We start from the raw sequence: 1,288 nt of genomic DNA on the forward strand, positions 1-1,288 counted from the left end.
ATTTCTTCAGCGTCAGGCTGGCTAGCCAGGCTGGTAGAGGTTTCATCCACAGCTGTTTCCAGTTTTCCGGCAGCGTGTACTCCAGACCGGCAATGGCGGCATCATCGAGGACCAGCGCTTTGTTGTTGCGCTGCCAGTTTCCGGATGTTCTGACCATTCCCCCTTCCCAGCGGGTGGTGAACTGACGCAGCGCTATGCCCTGCGGCGAGAACTCGGCGTTCATAATCGGATCGAAAAAGTGCAGAGAGCCGTAGATAAACTCGCTGGCGTTCATCGACAGTTTTCCTTCCTGAGTTTGCCAGTCGTCCTTGCTGAAGGTCATGTTGCGCAAGCTCAGATCGAGATCCGTCACCGCCCAGTCAGGGCCTTGCAGACGGGCATCTGTTACTTCCAGACGACCAATTTGCAGGGAAGGAATAGTGCTTAACGGAGCAAAAAACTCGGCCAGCGATTTGTCGCTTTGCAGCCGAATATCGTTCAGGCGCAGATTCTCTACTACCCAACTACCGTCGGCATTGCGTTGCGCCACGCCGGTTAATGCCCCACGCGCCACATCTGCGCCAATATTGCTCAGCGTCACACGGTCGCGGTCAATACTGCCTTCAATCAATACGTTGGTCGTGGGGACGTCGTTCAGCGTCAACGAACTGGCGCTGAGCTGAATTTGCGCTTTACTCCCGAGAATTTTACCCGCCTCAGGACTCCAGGGAATGACTCCGCCGTTAACGCGCTGCGCGCTCAGGGTCCACTCGCTACCGGGACTGTTAAGCGCCATATCTTGCAATTGCAGGCGATCGGCCTGGAACGGCAGCGGCGCAGTTTGCTGGGAAAGATTCAGCGTGCCGTTTTGCAAAAGGATGGTGTCTACGTGCAGCGGGTCGGTGATTTGGCGGCTGCTCAGTCCAATATCGACCGTTTTCGCGACCAGCGTTGCGGGCTGACCATCCCGGCCAAAGGTGACGTTTTCCAGCAGAATATGGGAAGGAGAAGAAAACCGGTGATCGATGGCATCAAATGCCAGATGGTAGCTGCTGTTTTGCGAAACCCAGGCGCTGACGTGCTCTGCGCCCCAGCGAGTTTGCAGTAGAAAATACAAACCGAGGATCGCCACTGCAAGGGCGATCAGCACGTAAAGAAGCAGCTTTCCAATAAATTTCATGGTCTTCCATCCCGCGAAGTGCACATAGTCAAGTTATGCACGATTTAGGCGCAATGCTCAAGGCGGGAATGGTGAAAGAGCGTTACAGCGGCGTTGATTCAGAATCAACGCCGCATTTTGCTTATTGCT

General features: G+C 54.7%; 1 protein-coding gene. It reads right to left on the reverse strand.

Annotated elements, in window-relative coordinates:
• A partial coding sequence (locus tag FDW87_RS12545) for an AsmA family protein (protein WP_252363153.1) occupies positions 1–1,159 on the reverse strand: 1,159 nt, incomplete at its 3' end.
• Positions 1,160–1,288 lie beyond the last annotated feature (129 nt).

Origin of the sequence: Citrobacter sp. wls826 (assembly GCF_005281245.1) — a bacterium.
GTDB classification, from domain to species: Bacteria; Pseudomonadota; Gammaproteobacteria; order Enterobacterales; family Enterobacteriaceae; genus Citrobacter; species Citrobacter braakii.